This window comes from Halomonas sp. E14 (genome assembly GCF_052568415.1).
This window is the reverse complement of the sequence record NZ_CP199423.1, coordinates 2886458-2903032: the sequence shown is the minus strand read 5'-3', so window position 1 is coordinate 2903032 and position 16575 is coordinate 2886458. Positions and strand designations below refer to the sequence as shown.

General features: G+C 68.0%; 12 protein-coding genes. 8 read left to right on the top strand and 4 right to left on the bottom strand.

The features are described 5' to 3' along the window. Window positions 1-52: 52 nt before the first annotated feature. Window positions 53-979 carry a lysine exporter LysO family protein gene (locus ACT7B3_RS13495; protein ID WP_445158289.1) on the bottom strand — a complete coding sequence of 309 codons (927 nt, stop codon included), beginning with the start codon at window positions 977-979 and terminating at the stop codon, window positions 53-55. 353 nt (window positions 980-1332) lie between these two features. Between ACT7B3_RS13495 and ACT7B3_RS13490 the strand changes: the two genes are divergently transcribed. Further along, the gene (locus ACT7B3_RS13490; RefSeq protein WP_445158288.1) at window positions 1333-3393 is read left to right on the top strand and encodes a methyl-accepting chemotaxis protein; all 2061 of its coding nucleotides are present in this window, start codon (window positions 1333-1335) and stop codon (window positions 3391-3393) included. Between the two features lie 107 nt (window positions 3394-3500). Here ACT7B3_RS13490 and ACT7B3_RS13485 read toward each other — a convergent pair whose 3' ends face one another. Continuing rightward, a complete protein-coding gene (locus ACT7B3_RS13485; protein ID WP_445158287.1) occupies window positions 3501-4193 on the bottom strand; it encodes a hypothetical protein in 693 nt (230 codons plus the stop codon). Between the two features lie 436 nt (window positions 4194-4629). Between ACT7B3_RS13485 and ACT7B3_RS13480 the strand changes: the two genes are divergently transcribed. Next, window positions 4630-6618, top strand: a complete 1989-nt coding sequence (locus tag ACT7B3_RS13480) for a methyl-accepting chemotaxis protein (RefSeq protein ID WP_445158286.1) — start codon at window positions 4630-4632, stop codon at window positions 6616-6618. Window positions 6619-6676: 58 nt separating this feature from the next. On the opposite strand, the gene ACT7B3_RS13475 is transcribed toward ACT7B3_RS13480, so the two are convergent. Together ACT7B3_RS13475 and ehuR are read right to left on the bottom strand one after the other, a co-directional pair. Further along, a complete protein-coding gene (locus tag ACT7B3_RS13475) occupies window positions 6677-7612 on the bottom strand; it encodes a 2-hydroxyacid dehydrogenase (protein WP_444676995.1) in 936 nt (311 codons plus the stop codon). 41 nt (window positions 7613-7653) lie between these two features. Continuing rightward, complete coding sequence (ehuR, locus tag ACT7B3_RS13470) at window positions 7654-9060, bottom strand: MocR-like ectoine utilization transcription factor EhuR (RefSeq protein WP_444676996.1); 1407 nt, start codon at window positions 9058-9060, stop codon at window positions 7654-7656. 208 nt (window positions 9061-9268) lie between these two features. On the opposite strand from ehuR, the gene doeA reads away from it, so the two are divergent. From doeA to eutB, 6 genes are all read left to right on the top strand, one after another. Next, window positions 9269-10468, top strand: coding sequence for an ectoine hydrolase DoeA (doeA, locus tag ACT7B3_RS13465; RefSeq protein ID WP_445158285.1), 1200 nt, complete (start codon window positions 9269-9271; stop codon window positions 10466-10468). A 114-nt stretch (window positions 10469-10582) separates the two neighbouring features. Continuing rightward, window positions 10583-11596, top strand: coding sequence for a N(2)-acetyl-L-2,4-diaminobutanoate deacetylase DoeB (gene doeB / locus ACT7B3_RS13460; RefSeq protein ID WP_445158284.1), 1014 nt, complete (start codon window positions 10583-10585; stop codon window positions 11594-11596). A gap of 64 nt (window positions 11597-11660) precedes the next feature. After that, window positions 11661-12134: an Lrp/AsnC family transcriptional regulator gene (locus tag ACT7B3_RS13455; protein WP_445158283.1), complete on the top strand. Its 474-nt coding sequence runs from the start codon at window positions 11661-11663 to the stop codon at window positions 12132-12134. A gap of 189 nt (window positions 12135-12323) precedes the next feature. Further along, window positions 12324-13823, top strand: a complete 1500-nt coding sequence (locus tag ACT7B3_RS13450; RefSeq protein ID WP_445158282.1) for an NAD-dependent succinate-semialdehyde dehydrogenase — start codon at window positions 12324-12326, stop codon at window positions 13821-13823. 196 nt (window positions 13824-14019) lie between these two features. Further along, window positions 14020-15444, top strand: a complete 1425-nt coding sequence (locus tag ACT7B3_RS13445; RefSeq protein ID WP_445158281.1) for an aminotransferase — start codon at window positions 14020-14022, stop codon at window positions 15442-15444. Window positions 15445-15571: 127 nt separating this feature from the next. Further along, on the top strand, window positions 15572-16570 hold the full coding sequence (eutB, locus tag ACT7B3_RS13440; RefSeq protein WP_445158280.1) for a hydroxyectoine utilization dehydratase EutB: 999 nt from the start codon (window positions 15572-15574) through the stop codon (window positions 16568-16570). Window positions 16571-16575: the final 5 nt, after the last annotated feature.

The following is a 16575-nucleotide window of genomic DNA, read 5'->3' as shown; positions in this document are numbered from 1 at the left end:
GCATGCAGTCAATGGGCATGAAGCGTGCAAGCAGTGTGCAAGCGAGGCGGGGTCACAGGGTCAGGAAGAACAGGATCAGCGGCGGCGACAGCAGCGACAGCAGGAAGCCGCTGACCACGGCCAGCGGCACGCAGGCCACGCCGCCGTGCTGCTGGATCACCGGCAGCGTGAAGTCCATGGAGGTGGCCCCGCCGTAGCCGATCGCCAGCGGTGTATGGTAGCGAATCAGCAGCGGGATCAGCACGAAGGCCAGCAGTTCGCGGGCGAGATCGTTGAAGAAGGCGACGCCCCCGAGCACTGGGCCGAGCTGGTCGCCCACCAGGATCCCCGACAGCGAGTACCAGCCGAACCCCGAGGCCATGGCCAGCCCTTCGTTCCAGCGCAGGTCGAGCAGCGGAGCCGCCGCCAGCCCGCCGAGCAGTGAGCTGACGGCCACGGTGACCGCGATCGCCAGGCCGTGGCGGTTGAGTAGGATCTGGCGCAGCGGCATGCCGGAATTGCGCAGCTGGCAGCCGATCAGCGCCAGCAGCGCATACAGGGTCCACTCGGCCAGCGTCTCGGCATGGCCGTAGACGGCATCGCCGCCCAACCAGCCCAGCCCCAGGCCCAGCAGGACCCCGCCCAGCACCACGCCGACCAGGGCGAGCGAGCCAAGCATGGCCGCCAGCTTGGTGGTGGGTGCGCCGGCCACGATCGGCGAATGCTCGATGCGCAGCGCCAGGCGCCGCGACAGCCACCACAGCGCCAGCAGGTTGGCACAGGTGATGACCAGGAAAAGCTGCAGCGCCTGGCTGCCCATGCGCGACAGCTCGGCCAGCAGGTCGTCGAGGCCGGCCAGGCTGATGCCCATCAGCAGCAGGATCAGGTAGACCGAAGCATTGACCCCACGGTTGATCAGGTGCATCAGCCCGGCATGGCGAACCGGCACCAGATAGCCCAGCAGCAGTGGCAGCAGCACGATCAGCAAGCCGGATAACATTCTCGACGCCCTTGTCCCGTGGCCGCGTTGCGCGGCGAAAGCCGCTTACCTTAGCAGGATTCTTCCCTGATTTCCGCGGCTTGCGGTAACCCCCTGGCGGGAAGAGCTGGCCGCTCTGAGAGCCGCTGCCGACGCGGCCGTCAGGCCGCGTTGCGCGAGCTGCGGCGTGCTTCGGTAGCCCGGTTTTTATCCTTGTATCAATAGCTTGCTATTGGTTGACCTGAGTCAATCAGTCCCCCGCTGCGGGAGGTGGATGAGTGATTTGATGCATATCAAATATTACAATTGGAAACGGAATGAACACAGAAGGTCACGCTGAAGTTGCCTCGGCATACCGCCACCCAGGAGGGTGCATGCTCCGCTCGAAAATGATCCACCTTTCCGTTGGACGTAAGGTCGCCGTCATCGTCGCCCTACCGTTGTTGATCTTGCTGCTGGTCATGGTCAACGAGTCGCTGAACCGCTTTCAGGTCGGCCAGGAGGCCAGGCAGCTCGAGATGATGGCCAACATGGCCGAGCTGTCGGGCCAGGTGCTGGCGGAGACGCAGCGCGAGCGGGGCCGAACGGCGGTGTTCCTCTCCACGGGCGGCACCTCCTATGCACAGGAGCTCATCCAGCAGCGCGGCAGTACGGACCAGGCGCTGGCGCTGATGCTGAGCCAGCTGGCTGTGGTAAACGATACGGTCGACGATGCCGTCTTTTCGCGCCTGGCCGCGGAGGCCAGGGAGCGTATCCAAGGGCTGGAGGCCCTGCGCGGCAGCGTCGACGGGCTGCGCATCGCGACCAGCGAAAGCACCCGTTACTACACGCAGCTGAATGCGACCCTGCTGGACACCATCGGCCGGCTCGCTCACCTCGTCAACCAGGCGGGCGTGGCGCGCGACCTCAACGGCTACTACGCCCTGATGCGTGCCCAGGAACTCTCCGGCATCGAGAGGGCCATGCTGTCAGGCGCCTTCGGCAACGACACCATCGACCAGCAGGGCTACAGCCAGTATCGCCAGCTGGCCGGTGAAATCGACGGTGCCATCAGCAATGCCCGGGCGTTCTTCAACGCCGAGATACGCGGGCTGCTTGACGAGCGCCTGAGCGGCCCGGAAATCGACCGAGTGGAAACCCTGCGCCAGCGCTTCATGCAGGCAGGGACCGGCGGTAACTACGGCGTGGACCCCACCCAGTGGTTCGACTGGCAGACGGTCAAGATCGATCGCATGAAGGAGGTGGGCGATGCGGTCGGGGTGGGCATCACCCTGCGGGCCGAGCAGCTGAGCCACAGCGCACGTCGCTCGCTGCTGGGCTATCTGGTGGTGATGCTGGTCGCCGTGCTGACGACGGGAAGCCTGGCCACCTTCATTTCGCGGCGTATCGTGCTGCCGCTGCGTGACACGGCCGACGCCATGCGCGATATCGCCCAGGGCGAGGGCGACCTGACCAAGCGGATCCCGGTGAAGTCGCAGGATGAGATCGGCAACGTGGCGGAGCGCTTCAACGAATTCGCCCAGCGCATGCAGACGACCCTGCGCGAGGTGCGGGCGAGCGCGGGTTCGGTGAACCTGGCCTCCGGCGAGGTGGCGAGGGGCGGTGAGGACCTGGCCTCGCGCACCGAACAGGCGGCCGCCAGCCTTCAGCAAACCGCCTCGGCCATGGAGGAGATCGCCGCCACCGCCAAGCATAGCCAGGACCTGACGGCGCAGGCCAGGCGGCTCTCCGTGGCCACCCAGGGCACTGTGCAGCGCGGTACCCAGGCGATGGACAAGGTCGAGGTCACGATGGAGGAGATCAGCCGCTCGGCGCAGGAGATCGAAGCCATCATCTCGCTGATCGATTCGATCGCCTTCCAGACCAACCTCCTGGCGCTGAACGCCTCGGTTGAAGCGGCCCGGGCCGGCGAGCACGGGCGCGGCTTTGCCGTCGTGGCGCAGGAGGTGCGCACCCTGGCCAACAAGTCGGCCGAAGCCTCGCAGAAAATCGGCAGCCTGATCAAGCAGTCGGTGAGCCAGGTCGAGGACGGCAGCGAGATTGTCAAGCAGGCGGGACAGGCGATGCGGGAGATCCTGCGTGATGTGACCCAGGTCGCCACGGTGATGAACGAGATCGACTCGGGCATCCACGAACAGACGAACGGTATCGAGGAGGTCAATCGGGCCGTGGCGGAAATGGACGCCATGACCCAGCACAATGCCACCCTGGTGGAGCAGAACCGCTCGGCGGCGGCGGAGATGAACCGCCAGGCCACGCAGCTGCATGAGCTGGTCGGCACCTTCATCCTCGGCCAGGAAAGCCGCGACGCCGGACGGTTGGGCGTGGTGCTGCCGGCCTCGGGCGAGGCCTCGCAGCGGCGGCTTCCCGCCGCCGCACCGCTGGCTCTCGGCGCGCCGGGGCGCAGGAACGCGGACGAGTGGACCGAGTTCTAGCGCCAGCCCGAGTGCTCGCGTTGGTCCACGTTCCGGCTGCCCACGTTCTGGCTGCCCAAGTGCCGGCTGCGCACGTTCCGTCACCCCCTGGTATGGCTGCCTAAGCGCTAGCGGCAGCTGAAAGGATCAGGCGCTTCCGTTTCCAGTGCGCGCAGCGTCAACCGGCTGCGCCGCTCGCCTTCGCGGTGGTACTCCGCCGCCAGCAGCAGCCCCGGCATCTCGGGGTGGAAGTGGAACAGCAGCTGTCGATCCGGGGTCTCGGGGTCCACCACCTCCACCTTGACGGCGTCGAAGCGCCCGGCCGGCAGCGTGAGCGGGGCACGTTCGACGATCCGATAGTCGACGCTCTCCTCACGGCCGCGATGGTCCTGGTAGACGAAGCGACACGTGGCCTGGCAGCCGCCATTGGCCGCGCGTCGCGACAGCTCCACCAGCGCCGCCTGGCGGTCGAGGCGTTCGCCCAGCTCGTCGCTGCCCAGCCGATAGCTGCCCCGCACGCCGAGTAGCGAATAGCCGCTGGCATAGTTCACCGAACGCACGCCTTTCGGCGTCACGATGAAGCGGCTTTGCTCGTTGCCTCGTGCCACGGCGATGGCGGCTTCCATGCGGCTCTGCCAGTGCCCGCTTTCACGGCTCAGGCGATGGTCGATGGAGGCATTGGGCCAGCCCTTCACCTCCAGCCGGTAGCTGGCGCTGAATGGCGTGAGCGTCGCGTCGTCGGCCTGGGCGGCGCCGAGGCCAAGGGCCGGCGCCAGCACGGCCAGGGCCAGCAGGGCAAGGCGGCGTCGAAATCGCATCATGTCGGGCTACCTGAAAAGAAGAGGAGTGGCACTGCTGGGAACCCGCCGGCGGGCCAGGGTTCCCCCTTGCTGTGCAGTTCCTCGCTTGGCTCGTGCCGCAGGCTGGCCTGGCGAAGGTAAAACGATCGAACGGGTTGAACGGCGAATTCACGGCTCGTCAACGCTTTTAGGCGACACCTGCGGCCGACAGGCGCGAAGCGTGACGCTGGTCAAAAAATCGCCAAATGCTGACGAAAGGGTGCCTAAACGCCGGCTGGCGACCTCAAGCCCTGGATCTTTGCGCCGAAAGTAGTGGGGAAGGCGGCAGGCACTTCCTTTCGGGTGCCGTGCGCCTGTTGCTACGGCCGACGGATATCACAACAACAATGGCATGCCGACATGCCTCGTCCCGTTGATTCCCCTACCAGATATCAGTGAGTTCGGCAGGACAACGATCATGAAAAACCTACTCCACCGTATTCCCATGTCGCGCAAGTTCGTGCTGGCCCTGGCCCTGCCGCTGCTGGTGCTGCTGTGGCTGGCCGGCAGCGGCATTCTCGAGCGCCAGCAGTTCGCCAGCAACATGGCCGACATGCAGCGACTCACGGACCTGGCCTATGCCAGCGGCAGCCTGGTCCATGAGCTGCAGGTCGAGCGCGGCATGTCGGTCGGCTTCCTCTCCAGCCGCGGCGAGCGCTTTGCGACACAGCTGCCAGAGCAGCGCTCCCAGGTCGATGGCCGGCTGGCGAGCTTTCGCTCCTTTGCAGCTGAAACCGAGGCCATGAGCGCCGACCCCCGGGTGGCCGACTATGTCCGGGCGATCGAGCAGCGGCTGGCCGACATCGTTCGCCTGCGGCCCGGCATCGACCGCCTGGAAGTAAACCAGGCCGAGGTCATCGAGACCTATACCGGCCTGGTGGAAGGGCTGCTGGGCCTGGTGGGAAGGATTTCCTCGTTTACCAACGAGGGCCGGGTGTCGAGCCGCCTGGCGGCCTACCATGCCCTGCAGTCGCTCAAGGAGACGGCCGGCGTGGAGCGGGCGGTGCTGACCCAGGCCTTCTCCAGCAACGCCATGTCCAACGAAGCCTACCAGCAGTTCGTGCTGCTGCTGGGAGAAGAGGAAGCCTTCATGAAGAGCTTCCAGGCGCTGGCCAACGATGCCCTGGTCGAGCTGTTGGCTGCGGCCATGACGCATGAAGAGGCGGCGCTGCTCGAGATGATGCGTCGCATAGCGCTCACCCGCGGCATCAACGGCGGCTATTCGCTGGACCCGCAGCGCTGGTTCGAGACCCAGACGCGCAAGATCAACCGGCTGAACGACGTAGCAGTGACGCAGATCGCCAGCGTGCGCGAACAGGCGGCCGAGCTGAGCGCGGCGGCCCGCAATGCGCTGATCCTCTACGTGGTCGCGACCCTGCTCAGCGTGCTGGCGGCGGTGGCGTTTTCGGTGGCTATCGTGCGCAGCATCGTACTGCCGCTACGCGCCGCGCTGACCTCGATCCAGACCCGCGACGGCGACCTGACACAGCGGCTGGCGGTGCCCGGCAGCGACGAGCTTTCGCAGCTCTACGCCGGCTTCAACGAATCCACCGCCCACATGGAAGCTTTGGTGGCCAATATCCAGCGGGGTGCGCTGGGGGTCGGCAGCGCCAGCAGCGAGATCGCCCAGGGCAACGAGGACCTAGCCAGCCGCACCGAGGAGCAGTCCTCCTCGCTGGTGGAAACCGCCACCAGCATGGAGCAGATCACCTCGACGGTGCGCCAGTCGGCCGACAGCGCGCGCCAGGCGCAGAGCATGACCGAGGAGGCCGCGGCCCGCGCCGAGCAGGGCAGCCAGGTGGCGGACCAGGCGCGCCAGGCGATGCAGGGGATCTTCGAGGCCAACCGGCAGATCACCGCCATCGTCGAGGCGATCGACAGCATCGCCTTCCAGACCAATCTGCTGGCGCTCAACGCTTCGGTGGAGGCGGCGCGGGCCGGCGAGCATGGCCGCGGCTTCGCGGTGGTAGCGGGCGAGGTGCGCAAGCTGGCCAGCCGCAGCGCCGAGGAGGCCGAGCGCATTCGCCAGCTGGTGAGCAACAATGCCAAGCGCGTCGAGGTGGGCAACGGCCTGGTGGGACAGACCCACGAGGCGCTGGCGGAAATCACCCGCAGCGTGCGCCATGTGGCCAACCTGGTGTCCGACATGTCGGCGGCCACCACCGAGCAGTCGGCGGGTATCGAGCAGATCAACCAGGCGGTGGCCCAGCTTGAGGAGACCACCCAGCAGAACGCCGCGCTGGTGGAGCAAGTGGCGGCAGCCAGCCGCTCGCTGGATGAGCAGGCCGGCGTCATGGCCGAGCTGACCTCGCGCTTCCGGGTCAGCGGTGCGAGAGCGTCGATCGTGTCAGGCCCGGTGGTGGCATTGAGCCGCGATCCTGCCCCGCGACTGGCACAGCTTGCCTGAGCTCAGGCAGACGACGGGACATAGCGGCGGGCTCAGGCCCGCCGCTGGCGTTGGGGCGTCAGTAACCCGCCTCGGGGTCGACGGTTTCCAGCGTGTCGCCGGCCTCGAAGGCGCGGATCGCCTCGGCCACCTGGTCGACCGCTTCATGCAGCGGGGTGGGGCCGGCCATGTGCGGCGTCACCCAGAGGCGTGGGTGTGACCATAGCGGGCTCGCCTCGGGCAGCGGCTCCTCGGGGAAAGCGTCGAGGATGGCGCCGCGCAGCCGGCCCTCCCGCTCGCCTTCACCCAGCGCCGCAAGCAGCGCCGCCTCGTCGATCAGGCTGCCGCGACCGGGGTTGACCAGGCTGGCGCCTTCGGGCAGGGCGGCCAGCGCCCGGGTGTCGATGATATGGCGGGTCGATGCTGTGCCCGGCAGCAGCAGCACCAGGGTGCGCACCTGGCCGAGCAGCTCGGCCAGGCCCGCGTCGCCGTGGTGGCAGCTAATGCCCTCGAGCGTCTTGGGCGAGCGGCTCCAGCCGTGCACCGGGAAGCCGTCGGCGGCGACCATGGCGGCCACCTTGCTGCCGATGGCGCCAAGGCCGAGCACGCCCACCGGCCAGTCGCGCTTGGCGGTGACGGCATGCTCGCGCCATTCGCGGCTGGCCTGCTGGCGCCGGTAGCGGTCGAAGTCGCGCTGGAAGTGCAGCACCCCGTAGCGCACGTAGTCGCCGATCAGCTCGGCCATGCCGGCGTCGCGCAGCTTGACGATGGGCACGCCCTCGGGAAGGGCCGGGTTGTTCAGCAGGGCATCTACGCCGGCCCCCAGGTTGACGATGCCGCGAGCGCGGGTCTGCTCGGCCAGCAGCGCCTGCGGCGGCTTCCACACCGCCAGGTAGTCGGCGTCGCGGCGCTGGTCGGCGGGATCGTCGGCGGTGACAATCTTGGCCTCGGGCAAGCGTTCGGCCAGGGCGTCGCGCCAGGCTTCGATGTCGTCAATGTGCAGCAGGACTCGCATGGCGGCTCCTCGTTCGCTGGTGTGTTCGGTGGGCAGGCCCGTCAATAGACGATCTGCATCATGGGCGGCGGCGCTTCGTCGAGCAGGCCCGCCAGGCGCCGCAGCCCCTCCTCGAGGCGGACGATGTCCTGCTCCGCCCCCAGGCTTGCGCGGATCCGCCGGGGCGGCGGGGTCTGCTCGACCATGAACGGTACCGCCGTGGTGATCGCCAGCCCCTCCTGTTCGGCCAGTTGCTGCAGCTCCTCGGCGCGCCAGGCGTCGGGCAGGGTGATCCACACATGCAGGCTGGTGGGCCGCGATTCCAGCGCATGCTGGCGCAGCAGGCGCGCGGCCAGGCGCTGGCGCTGGCCGAGCAGCTCGCGCTGTTCGGCGGCCATGGCCTCGACGCTGCCGTCGGCCAGCCAGCGGTCGGCCAGCTCGAAGATCAGCGGTGTGGCCATCCAGGTGGTGGCACGCATGCGCGGCAGCACGTGGTGCAGCTGGCCGCGGGGCACGGTGAGGTAGCCGGCGCGCAGGCCCGGTACGGTGACCTTGGTCAGGCTGGTGACATGAAAGCTCAGCTGCGGGATTCGCGCTGCGATGGGGGTCAGCCCCGGCGACTCCAGCAGGGCGTGGACGTCATCCTCGATCAGCCACACCCGATGGCGCGCCAGCACCTCGGCCACGGCGTCGCGCCGGGCCTCGCCCATGGTCGCCCCGGTGGGGTTGAGCTGGGTCGGCGTCAGGTAGAGCGCGCGCGGCTTGAAGCGCTGGCAGGCCAGTTCCAGCGCTTCCGGCACAATGCCCTCGGCGTCGATGGCGATGCCGCGCAGCTGAAAACCGAGCGTGCGCGACAGCGCGATCAGGCCGTGGTCGGTCAGCGCCTCGGTCAGCACCAGGTCGCCGTGCTGCACCACGCTGGAGATCGCCAGCATCAAGCCGTGGGCGGCGCCGTTGCAGAGGATGCGGTCGTCCATCTCGCCGGGCACGTGCAGGCGCGACTGCAGCCAGGCGCTGGCGCGTTCGCGCTGGTGGGGCAGGCCGGCGATGGGCCGACAGGCGCTGATCACCTCAGAGCTGGCCGACTCGGCCAGCTCCGCCAGCGCCTGGCGAAAGCGCAGGTGGTGGCCGGGCGGGCAAACCGCATGGGCGATGGAGAGATCGATCAGCGGCGCCTCGTGGCGAGCCTCGTGGGCGCGCAGATAGGCCGATTCGCGGGCGTCGTCCAGCGCGTTGATCCAGGTGCCGCTGCCGACCCGCGCCTGGACCAGGCCCATCTTCTCGGCCTGGGCGTAGGCCCGCGACACCGTCTGCACGCTTACGCCGAGCGCCTCGGCGAGCTGACGGTGGGTCGGCAGCCGGGTGCCGGGGACGAGCTCGCCCTGACGCACCGCCTCCGACAGGGCGCGAGCAATGGCCAGGTACTTGGGGCCCGTATCCGTCAGGTACGGGGTCAGGTCAATTGTCATGATTCAATAAAGCCTTTGACGGCCTGCCAATAGCCGGTGCTACTATCAGCTTAGCGGTTTTGTTCGCAGATTGTCATGGTTTTGGCGATTTAAGGTCAGGACAATCTGGTGCGGCAGCCTGGCTTCGCACCACCCGGCGACCGCCCCTTGGCCCGGCCCTCTCCCCTGGAGACGGCCGGTTATTGGTGATGCGATGGCGAGTGGCCAAATGACTCAGGTATCCCTGCCCTTCACTCGTGAGGAATACGCAAGCCGACTCTGGAAGGTGCGGGCCGAAATGGCCAGCCGCGGAATCGACGTGCTGGTGATCAGCGACCCTTCCAACATGGCCTGGCTGACCGGCTACGACGGCTGGTCCTTCTATGTGCATCAATGCGTGCTGGTGGGCCTGGAAGGCGAGCCGGTCTGGTACGGGCGGAGGATGGACGCCAACGGGGCGCTGCGCACCTGCTGGCTCGACCCCGCCAACATCACCTACTACCCCGACTACTATGTCCAGAACCCGGACATGCACCCCATGGACTACCTGGCCCAGTCGATCATGCCCGATCGCGGCTGGCATCAGGGCGTGGTGGGGCTGGAAATGGACAACTACTACTTCTCGGCCAAGGCCTACCAGAGCCTGGTGCGCGAGCTGCCCCATGCGCGCTTCCTGGATGCCAACTCGCTGGTCAACTGGTGCCGCAAGATCAAGTCGCCCCAGGAGATCGCCTACATGCGCATCGCCGGCAAGATCGTCGAGGGCATGCACTCGCGCATCCTCGAAGTGATCGAGCCGGGCCTGCCCAAGAGCAAGCTGGTGTCGGAGATCTATCGGGTCGGCATCGAAGGTTGGGTCGACGAGAACGGTAAGGTCTATGGCGGCGACTACCCGGCCATCGTGCCCATGCTGCCCACCGGCAAGGATGCCGCCGCCCCCCACCTGACCTGGGACGACACCCCCTTCCGCGAGGGTGAGGGCACCTTCTTCGAGATCGCCGGCGTGTTCAAGCGCTACCACGCGCCGCTGTCGCGCACGGTGTTTCTCGGGCGGCCGCCGAAGGACTTCGTGCGCGCCGAATCGGCGCTGCTCGAAGGCATCGAGAACGGCCTGGCCGTGGCCAAGCCCGGCAACCGCACCGCCGACATCGCCATGGCGCTGGGCGCGGCCATGGACAAGTACGGCTTCGACCGCGGCGGCGCACGCTGCGGCTACCCGATCGGGATCAGCTATCCACCGGATTGGGGCGAGCGCACCATGAGCCTGCGCCCCTCGGACGAGACCATCCTCGAACCCGGCATGACCTTCCACTTCATGCCGGGCCTGTGGCAGGACGACTGGGGGCTCGAGATCACCGAGAGTATCTTGATCACCGAGACCGGCTGCGAAGCGCTGGCCAACTTTCCCCGCCAGCTGTTCGTGCGCTGAGAAGCAAGCGACAACTGCCAGCGCGAAAGGCGCCGGGGACGAGCCGAAGAGGCGTTAGGCCTGTTGCCGGAACCGCCCCGAGCAGTTGCCCATAGCACAAGGAGTTCCAGGAAAATGACCAAGCGACCCAGTCCGATCAGCGCCACCGTCGACTTCGAGGCCGACGGCGTTCAGCACGGCTTCCTCAAGCTGCCGATCTCCACCGACGAGTCGGCCTGGGGGGCGGTAATGATCCCGGTCACCGTGGTCAAGAACGGCGCGGGCCCCACGGCGCTGCTGACCGGCGGCAACCACGGCGACGAGTACGAGGGCATCACCTCGCTGCTGAAGCTGGCCAACACCCTGCGCGCCGAAGAGGTGAGCGGGCGCGTGATCATCGTGCCGATGATGAACATGCCGGCGGCCATGGCCGGCCGGCGCACCTCGCCGATGGACGGCGGCAACCTCAATCGCAGCTTCCCCGGCGACCCCGACGGCACGGTGACCGAGAAGATCGCCGACTACTTCACTCGCGAGCTGGTGCCGCTGGCCGACGTGGTGCTCGACCTGCACTCCGGCGGGCGCACCCTGGACATCATCCCGTTCGGCGCCTCCCACGTGCTCGATGACCCCGAGCAGCAGCGCCAGGCCCTGGAAGGGGCCAAGGCGTTCGGCGCCCCCTACGCCATGATGATGTTCGAACTCGATGCCGCGGCGCTGTTCGACACCGCGGTGGAGAGCCAGGGCAAGGTGTTCGTGGCCACCGAGCTGGGCGGCGGCGGCACCTCGACCCCCGAGAGCCTGGCCCTCACCGAGCGCGGCGTGCGCAACTTCCTGATCCACTTCGGCCTCATCGAGGGCGAGGTGGAGATGCCCGCCGAGCCGCAGGTCTATCTCGACATGCCGGATGCCAGCTGCTACGTGCAGAGCGAGCATACCGGCCTGCTGGAGCTGACCCTGGCGCTGGGCGACCGGGTGGCAAAAGGCCAGGTGATCGCGCGGGTCTACGACCTCACCCGCAGCGGCGCCGCACCGGTGGAGTACCGCGCCGGGCGCGACGGCATCCTGGCGGCGCGGCGCTTCCCGGCGCTGGTCAACATGGGCGACACCATCGCCGTGATCGCCGACGTCGTCGATTCGCTGGGCTAGGCCGCGGCGGCGTGCAAGGCCACGGGCCTGGCGGAAAGCCAGGCCCGATGAGAAAGAGAGACCGATGAAGCTCGACAGATACGACCTGAAGATTCTCGAGATCCTGTCCCGCGACGGGCGCATCACCAAATCGAAGCTGGCCGAGGCGATCAACCTCTCGGTCAGCCCCTGCTGGGAGCGGGTGCGGCGGCTGGAGCAGGCCGGCGTCATCCAGGGCTACAGCGCGCGCCTCAACCCCGATGCGCTGGTCAAGCGTACCCCGGTATGGGTGCAGATCGAACTCAAGCAGCACAATGCCGAGAGCTTTGCCCGCTTCGAGGCGCTGGTGCGCGACACCCCCGAGGTCACCGAGTGCGTGGCGGTGGGTGGCGGGGTCGACTACCTGCTGAAGGTCGAGGCCGACTCCGTCGACGCCTACCAGCGGCTGATCGACGAGTGGCTGACCTCCGATGTCGGCATCGAGCGCTACTTCACCTATATCGTGACCAAGGCGGTCAAGCAGAAGACCCCCTTCCTCAGCCCCGAAAGCCTGGCCTGAGCGGGCGCCAGAAAAAACGCTCACTTTGTCCGAAAGGACAAAAAAAACCGCATCGCCCACGGCGGCGATCGAAAAGTCCTCCCCGCCGCTTCCCCTTACCCTGTACCCATCGAGCAGCCGCCGGCTGCTCGCTCGTTTTTGCCACGCTCGGCGACGCAGAGGATGCGCCGAGTCTAGGGGAGGTGCTGCATGAACATGAAGCTGTTCCGGACGCTGTCCACCATGCTTGACGATCCACGCCTGTTCCGGCAGCACGCCTACGTGAACGGCAGGTGGACCCACGGCGAAGGCGGCCGCGAGGAAGCCGTGTTCGATCCCGCTACCGGCGATGCCATTGGCCACATTCCCTGGCTCGAAGCGCACCAGGTCCGCGAGGCGGTGGATGCCGCCGATGTCGCCTTCAAGCACTGGCGGGCGCTGCGCGCCGACGAGCGTGCCGAACGGCTCATGGCCTGGCACGACCTGCTGCAGGCCAACCGCGAGGATCTCGCACGCATCATGACCCTGGAGCAGGGCAAGCCGCTGCCCGATGCCCGCGGTGAGGTGGAGTACGGCGCCAGCTTCGTGCGCTGGTTCGCCGAGGAGGGCAAGCGCACCTTCGGCGAGACCATTCCCAGCCACATCCCCAATGCCGCCCTGGGCACGCTCAAGGAGCCGGTGGGCATCGCCGCGCTGATCACGCCGTGGAACTTCCCGCTGGCGATGATCACCCGCAAGGCCGCCGCCGCCCTGGCCGCCGGCTGCACGGTGATCGTCAAGCCGGCCGGCGAGACGCCGTTCTCGGCGCTGGCGCTGGCCGAGCTGGCCGAGCGTGCCGGCATTCCCGCGGGCGTCTTCAACGTGGTGCTGGGCGAGCCGGCGGAAGTTTCCCGAATTCTGTGTGCCGAGGAGCGCGTCAAGGCGCTATCCTTCACCGGTTCCACCCGGGTCGGCCGGCTGCTGCTGGAGCAGAGCGCCCAGACGGTCAAGCGCGTCTCGCTGGAACTGGGCGGCAACGCGCCGTTCATCGTCGGCCCCGACATGGACCCCAAGGAGGCGGCCCTGGCCGCGGTGGCGGCCAAGTTCCAGACCGCCGGCCAGGACTGCCTGGCGGCCAACCGCATCCTGGTGCACGAGTCGATCCACGATGAGTTCGTCGAACACTTTGCCGAGCGCATGGCGGCGCTCACCGTCGGCAATGGCCTGGAGAGCGAGATCGACCTGGGCCCGCTGATCCATCGCCAGGCGGTGGAGAAGGCGGCGGCCATCGTCGACGACGCCATCTCCCGCGGCGCGACGCTGGTAGCCGGCGACCAGGCCGAGGCCCCGGGCGAGAACTTCTTCATGCCCGTGCTGCTCACCGGCGTAACGCCCGAGATGAAAGTCTGGCGCGAGGAGAACTTCGCCCCGGTGGCCGGCGTGACCGCCTACCGCGACGACGACGAAGTGATCGAGATGGCCAACGACACCGAGTACGGTCTGGCGGCCTATGTCTACACCCACGACATTCGTCGCATCTGGAAGCTGCTGCGGGCGCTGGAGTACGGCATGGTCAGCGTCAATTCGGTGAAGATGACCGGCCCGCCGGTGCCCTTCGGCGGCGTCAAGCAGTCGGGGCTGGGCCGCGAGGGCGGCATCACGGGGATCGATGAGTATCTCGAGACCAAGTATTACTGCCTGGGGGCTTTGGGGTCTGTTTCTGGGAGCTAGCTGCGCTTCGGCCTGGCGTTGTTGAACCGCTACCGTGAACTGCTCATGGACTAAAGTCCACTCCGCGTTCCCGGCAGCGCTTCGCCTAGCCAGGCCTTTGCTCGCAGAGCTCCCGGCTCGGCAGCCCAACCTTGAGCAATAGAAACGAATTGAACATCTCCCCGCTGCGGCGGGGCATTGGAGAAGAGAGAGCCTAATGAACCAGCAGCACCGCGATCTGATCGAGCGCGACCGCAAGGTCACCTTCCACGCCTCCACCCATCTGCGCGACTTCGCCCACGGCGACGCGCCGGGCCGGGTGATCACCGGCGGCAAGGGCATCCACATCGTCGACAAGGACGGCCGCGAGTTCATCGACGGCTTCGCCGGGCTGTACTGCGTCAACATCGGCTACGGCCGCACCGAGGTGGCCGAGGCGATCTACCAGCAGGCGCTGGAGCTCTCCTACTACCACACCTACGTGGGCCACTCCAACGAGCCGCAGATCGCGCTGTCCGAGAAGATCCTCGCGCTCGCCGGCCCCGGCATGTCCAAGGTCTACTACGGTCTGGGCGGCAGTGACGCCAACGAGACCCAGCTCAAGATCGTGCGCTACTACAACAACGTGCTCGGTCGCCCGCAGAAGAAGAAGGTCATCTCGCGCCAGCGCGGCTACCACGGCTCGGGCCTGGCCACCGGCTCGCTGACCGGCCTCAAGGCGTTCCACGACCAGTTCGACCTGCCGCTGGCCGGTATCCTGCACACCGAGGCGCCGCACTACTACCAGCGCGCCGCCGAGCAGCAGGGCCTGAGCGAGCGCGAGTTCTCGCAGTTCTGCGCGCAGCAGCTGGAAGCGATGATCCTGGCCGAAGGTCCCGATACCGTGGCCGCCTTCATAGGCGAGCCGGTGCTCGGCACCGGCGGCATCGTGCCGCCGCCGGAAGGCTACTGGGAGGCGATCCAGGCGGTGCTGGCCAAGTACGACGTGCTGCTGATCGCCGACGAAGTGGTATGCGGCTTCGGCCGTATCGGCGCCGACTTCGGCAGCCACTACTACGGTATCAAGCCCGACCTGATCACCGTGGCCAAGGGCCTGACCAGCGCCTACCAGCCGCTCTCCGGCGTGATCGTCGGCGACCGCGTATGGAAGGTGCTGGAGCAGGGCACCGGCCAGTACGGCCCCATCGGCCACGGCTGGACCTACTCCGGCCACGCACTCGGCTGCGCCGCGGCGCTGGCCAATCTGGCGATCATCGAGCGTGAAGGCCTGACCGCCAACGCCGCCGAAACCGGCGCCTACCTGCAGCAGCAGATGCAGGCCGCCTTCGGCGAGCACCCCATCGTCGGCAACGTGCGCGGCGTGGGCATGCTGGCGGCACTGGAGTTCTCCGTCGACCCGGCCAAGCGCGCGCATTTCGACGCCGCGCACAAGGTCGGCCCGCGCATCGCCGCGGCGGCGCTGGACGAGAACCTGATCGCCCGCGCCATGCCCCAGGGCGACATCCTCGGCTTTGCCCCGCCGCTGGTGACGACCCGCGCCGAGGTCGACGAGATCGTCGCCCGCGCCGAGCGCGCGGTGAACAAGGTCACCGACCAGCTGGTGCGCGAAGGCGTGGTCAAGGCCGCCATGTCGCTGAGCTGAGCGCGCCGGAGCAATCCCGCCAAGGCCACGGGGGCAACCCCGTGGCCTTGTTTTCTTTGGCCCGGCCGATTGTCTAGGCTGAAGGGCATCGGCCATGAGGGCACCACGGCGACCTGCGAGACTTCCCATGACCCATTCCGAGCACGCGGTTTCCCTCGCCTCGATCTACCAGGCCCGCCGCCGTATCGCCGGCCAGGCGGTTCGTACCCCGCTGGTCCGCTCCCAGGCCCTGTCGCGTCGCTTCGATGCCGAGATCCTGCTCAAGCTGGAAACCCTACAGCCCACCGGCGCCTTCAAGCTGCGTGGTGCCGCCAACATGATCGCCGCGCTGGTCGAGCGCCATGGTCGCGAGGCCCTGGCCGTCGGCGTGGTCACCGCGTCCACCGGCAACCACGGCCGCGCGGTGGCGTACGCGGCGGCGCGGCTCGGCGTGCCGGCGACGGTCTGTCTGTCGCGCCTGGTACCGGCCAACAAGGTCGCCGCCATCGAGGCGCTGGGCGCCGAGGTCAGGCGCGTGGGCGAGAGCCAGGACGAGGCCTTCGGCGAGGTCGAGCGGCTGATCCGCGAGCGTGGCATGACGCTGATTCCGCCCTTCGACGATCCGCTGATCGCGGCCGGGCAGGGCACCATCGGCCTGGAGCTGATGGAGGATGCGCCGGATCTCGACCGGGTGGTGGTGGCGCTTTCCGGCGGCGGGCTGCTGGGCGGCATCGGCGCGGCGGTGAAGGCCATCCGCCCCGAGACCCGCCTCACCGGCGTCAGCCTCTCCCGCGGCGCGGCCATGTGGCAGAGCCTGCAGGCGGGGCGCCCCGTGGCGGTGGAGGAGGTCGAAAGCCTGGCCGATTCGCTGGGCGGCGGCATCGGCCTCGACAATTGCTGCACCTTCGCGCTGGTGCGCGAGGTGATGGACCAGCACCACCAGGTCTCGGAGGCGGCCATCGCCCGCGCCATGGTCGACCTCCTCGAGCATGAGAAGCTGCTGGTGGAAGGGGCCGCGGCGGTGGGGCTGGCCGCCCTGTGCGAAGGGGGCATCGACGTGCGCGGCCAGCGGGTGGCGCTGGTGCTCTCAGGCAACGGCGTGGCGCTGGAGACGCTGGACAGGGCGCGCGCCCTGTGCGGGCGCTGAGGCGA